3 protein-coding genes are annotated in these 5,060 nt (G+C 40.6%); all 3 read right to left on the reverse strand.

The annotated features are described in order from the left end of the window. Positions 1-1,310 (reverse strand): CapA family protein (locus tag K6G87_RS12200; protein WP_296837619.1); only part of this gene is annotated, 1,310 nt, incomplete at its 3' end. Positions 1,311-1,567: 257 nt separating this feature from the next. Continuing rightward, positions 1,568-3,847 (reverse strand): DUF3160 domain-containing protein, encoded by a 2,280-nt coding sequence (locus tag K6G87_RS12205; RefSeq protein WP_296837622.1) that lies wholly within the window; start codon positions 3,845-3,847, stop codon positions 1,568-1,570. A 115-nt stretch (positions 3,848-3,962) separates the two neighbouring features. Beyond that, positions 3,963-5,060, reverse strand: a 1,098-nt coding sequence (locus K6G87_RS12210) for an ATP-binding protein (RefSeq protein ID WP_296837625.1), incomplete at its 5' end; no start/stop codon positions are given.

A 5,060-nucleotide genomic window follows, 5' to 3' on the forward strand; every position in this document is an offset into this window, starting at 1 on the left:
GGTTCAAGTTCATAATCTGTAAGGGTTATGGTCATGCCATCCTGTGTGACTGTTTTGCTTAACGTGAAGGTTGCCATGCCGCCAAGAATACGTTCTATTTCGTTCTGGCCTGATACGAAGTTACCAAGACTATAATATACCAGCATCTGCTGCCCGCCTTCTCGTTGTATCAGTTCGTATGGCGCAAGTACATGCGGGTGAGAGCCTATTACTACATTAACTCCGCTTTCATAGAAGATATCAGTCCACTTCTTCTGATAATCGGTTATATCGCTTTTGTACTCTTCTCCCCAGTGTACGAATACGATCAAGGCATCTGCCTTCAATCTGGCTTCTTTAAGTTCAGCTTTTATCTTCTCTTCATCTGACAGGATATTAATACAATTACTATAGCCTGTAGGAACAGGGATATTGTTGGTTCCGTAGGTATAGTCAAATAGGGCTATGCTTATGCCGTTTTTATCTATTATGGTGTAAGGAGCATCATCTTTTTTATCTGAGGGAAGAATTCCTATTACGCTAGTATCATCGCTATATGCCTTATAGGTCCTGTCTATCCCTTCTATTCCCTGATCAAGCATGTGATTGGTTGCACATGCGATAATGTCAAAGCCTGCGGCTTCCTGGGCTCTGGCAAGGCCTGTGGGGGATGCAAATACGGGGTACTCGCTGTAGACCATGTCTCTTTTGTCAGATATATCTTCTAAGGACATGGTGGTATCATCTGCAAAAGGTGTCTCCTGCACTACTGCTGAAAGGTCTGACTCAGTGATCTTATTACTTACATTTGCATATAGAAAGTCGTAGGTTCCGTTTTCGTGATCGAGGGCATAGTTATATATCTGCCTGTGGGCTATGGTGTCTCCCACAGCAGTGAAGGTTACTTTACTTGAAGGAATCTCATATGTTTTTAATCCCCAACTATTCCAGTTAAAATACTGAACTGTTCCGTCTTCATAGGTAACGCGAAGCCTTGTAGATGGATCAAAGCTAAAGGAAATGATCGTATTACTAAGAGCAGATGACATCCAGGATGCTCTTAAAAAGCCGTCTTTATCAGCGCCTTCTTCCCTTTTTTCATAAATATAGATATGCTGGCCTGTATCGGTATCATTACTTTCTACCCAAAATGGAAGGTGCTTTCCAAAGCTGCCCTTCTTCCATGTTAGAAGGAGAATCTCGTCCTGACTGTCATTATCAATATCGCAGACTATAAAGTCCTGAACCTTCCATTTGGAATCACTCTCCCATACTGCTGATCCGCTTTCATCAGATATCTTAAAATGACCATCACTTAGGCTGGCATTCATATCGAAAACAGATGCATTCTTAGTATTAAAAACGATATTATCAGGGATATTAAGCTTTTGGTTTTGGATTATAAATATAACAGATAATAAAGCTACTATTATAAAAAATATCGAAATTATTTTTATTAAAAAAGCGCCCTTTTTCATAAACACATTCCTAAATTTGATAATTAATAAGTATTTTACAAAGGCGCCTGTATGTTTGACACAGACGCCTTTTTATCTAAAACTATTTTACATTATTACTTAAAAACTTTTTACCACGTAGTTGTTCTGATCTGTTCGGCCCACCATGGTCTTTCGATTCCAAGAGGCTCATGCTCTACATATTCATAGGTTTCAGGATCGTATTCATGAGCAAATCCCATTCCAAGTCTCCACTCTTCATCCGTTAGTCTTTCATTATATGCAAATTCATAGAATGCGAAGACTTCACCCTGACAGATACGAAGCTGGCCGTCGACAGGAGCTACCACATAGATAGTTGCTGTACCTCCTGTTGCGCATTCAAGATACTGTCCATTTGGATCAGTTGCAACATCTATTACAAGTGCTGATGGGAATTGGTCAGCAGTCGGGCTGTCATTATCTGATGTGGCTACAGCATCATGCCAGAAGTGTTCAAGTGATCCGCCATAGCTTCGTATAAGCTCGAATTCTTCGTCTGTAAGGCTTTCTCCTGTAAGCTCTTTAACAGATATAGTAGAGAGCTTATCTGCAAGATCTGAAAGAAGGGCAAGATTTTCTTTTTCTTCATCAGAGATATATCCATATGCGTCAAGGCCTTCAGAGGTCTTATTGATGAGATTCTTAAGGCCTGTATAAACCTCTGGTTCAGGCTCTACATATCCTCTGTCGTCCTTTACTATATCATCTCCGCCCATCTCTGCAACAGGCTGCTTGGCATAAAGGACTGTATCATGCTTAAGCTCTGTCCAGCTTGCAAGGAAGCCTTCAATATCCTTGACTGCCCACTTATCTGACTGCATGAAGAAAGGATGATCAGCAGTCTTTTCTGAAAGAAGAGGCGTAAGAGTTTTAAGCCATGCTGATGAAAGACTTACTTCCCAGAATGCATCATCTTTTTCTGATATTACTCCTTGTAGCTTTTCCATATTTTCAGTATAGCCTTCATAATCTGTATCACCCTGCTCTTCTAAAAGTTCCATTGCTTTTTCAGAACCAAGTGCTGCAGGTATATCAAGAGCATCAGGAAGATTTCTTGTCTGTCCACTGGAATTCTCACCTGTCTTAGAATAGATAAGATTTTGGAAGATTGCTGCATCAAGTGAGAATCTCTGTCCTATAAATCTGAATCCCTTATTTTCTGCTACGTGATCAGTTGCTCCGCCGTCATCTTCTGTTATTGTTGAATTGATCGAAGGTCCTTCCATTGCATCAACAAGGTATTTGAAGGTGTTAAATCCATCACTGTCAGAAGCTATAGCTGTAACATCTGTTGCATCACTAAAGCTGGTTTCAATATTAGGCTGATATTCGTAATATGACAGGTCATCTGATTCTCCTGCAAAAAAGGCTGTTACCGTATATATCTTTTCCCATCTATCGATAGGTCCCTCGTGCATTGCAACTGTCATAAGTACAGATGACTTTAATAGTTCATCGTCATTTGCTTTGAAGTTGATCCTTCCGTACCACATCATAGCTCTGAAATATGGTTTTAAAGCTTCGTCCTGATCGTAGTAGCCTCTGGGTTTGTACTGGCTGTAATCTTCATCAAAACCAAATATAGGAGATGTTGTGATTCCTGCTGCATTATTTATAAGGGAAAGCTCGCTCTTTACATTATCTAAGACGTAATCCGGAACTTCGGTAGTTTCATCTAAGAGACTAGCTCCAACTGCAAAATAGGCAACATTTTTAAGCGCAGCATCCTCCCATGTAGTTCCCTTCAGGGCTTCATACTGCTCTTTGGAAATATCTAGCATCTCCTTGCCTGTTTCAAGCAGTTCATCAGACAGATATTCCTTTTCTGTCTTTTTAAGAAGGTATGTGAAATAAAGATGATATGTATGCATCATGGAATCAACCGTTACAAAGTTACACTTTTGAAGATAGCGGTTCATCTCATATGCATCAAAAAACTCATAACCTGAATTATAGGTATCGATTACAAAGCCATCTGTTGCAAGCGCCTTTAAAAAGTCTTCGCTATAATAACTGTAATCTTCTATATTGGTTACGTTGGACAGATCGCTCTCTGGTACAAGACCATCTGACTTGGCTGTATACGAAACAGTCTCACTGGAAAAAAGACCGCTTAGCATATTTGTCCTTTCAAGAGATAAATATTCTATATGTTCACCTTCCGTGTCAGATGAAGAAGATGCATCTGTTGTGCTTTCCTTGGTAGAAGCCTGTGCACTGTCTACCTCTTCCTGCGCCTTCGATGATCCTTCGCTGCTTGCAATGTCAGAATCAGCCTTGTTCAGGTTAAGATCTGCACAGCCTGCTGATTGCATCATGAGCGAAGTTGAAAGTAATACTACTCCTACTTTTTGTAAATTCTTTTTCATAATACGCCCTCATATCGCGAGTGAAACTGATTTGTAAAGGACAGGATCTGCGGAGCTCGCGGCGCAAACCATGATCATTATTAGTTATTACTGACAATAGTCAGTCTATATCATATTAAAGCCTGAATTCTGCGTATCCCTGGTCATCTGTAGATGGCTTATCTCCATCTATTCTGATGCCTGATGTAACTTCCTCTTCCTGCTGGGCAAGTTCATCTTTGGCATAGCTGAACTCATCTGATAGAAGAAGACTTTCTACGCTTATATCAGGCCTTTGGTAGAGGATATCTAAAAGCTCTATAAAGTCTCTTATAACTTCTCTTGGTGTTATATGAGAATCAGCCCCGATTCTTCCATATTCTATTTTGATAAAAACAGCAAGGTCCTTATCAGAAAGACCTGCTTTATAGTTATAAAGCTGAGAATGTATCTCGCAGAGCTTGCCGCACAGAACCAGCATCTCTTCTGCTGTTAAGGGTTCAAGTCTTATAACAGGAGCCAGCATGTCTCTTGCGCCTTCTTTGGAGAACTTGCCATCTGAAAGTCTTGAACGAAGAGCTTCGTAGCTGTAGACACCTCTTCTTGGATCTTCTATGGACTGAGGTGTTCCGCACATGATAAAGCCAAGATATTTGGCCTTGCCCTGGAGAGTATCATTGTACATGGTCAGCATCTTCTCATAGTTATACTGCCTTGTAATAGAATTCGGGATCTTATAGATATTAACAAGCTCATCTATCATGATCATCATTCCGGTATAGCCAGCCTGCTTTAAAAATCTTGCAAAGAGCTTCATATATTCATACCAGTCATCATCTGTGATCACGATATTAACTCCAAGCTCTGATCTGGCTTCAGTCTTATTGATGTACTCTCCTCTTAGCCATTTAAGGACCCTTGCCTTAGTATCTTCATCACCACTTTTGTAGGACTGATAGTACATTGTAAGAAGCTTTGCAAAGTCGAAACCGTGAACCAGTTCGTTCATTGAGGATATTACCGCAAAGATTTTTTGCTCAACCTCTTTGGCAAAAGAATCTGAATCCGGCATTATACCATCTGCAACAACCTGAGACTGGACGTTTTGAATCCACTTATCAAGGATAAGCGGAAGTGCTCCACCTTCCGGCCTTGTCTTAGTGGACATATTCTGAACAAGCTCTTTGTAGGTTGCAAGACCCTGGCCTTTATTGCCATGAAGACGCCTGTCAGG

Source organism: Butyrivibrio sp., from assembly GCF_024699075.1.

Bases quoted from the DNA above. Each gene is read 5' to 3' on its own strand.
- K6G87_RS12205 (WP_296837622.1), bottom strand. From the start codon at position 3,847: ATGAAAAAGAATTTACAAAAAGTAGGAGTAGTATTACTTTCAACTTCG.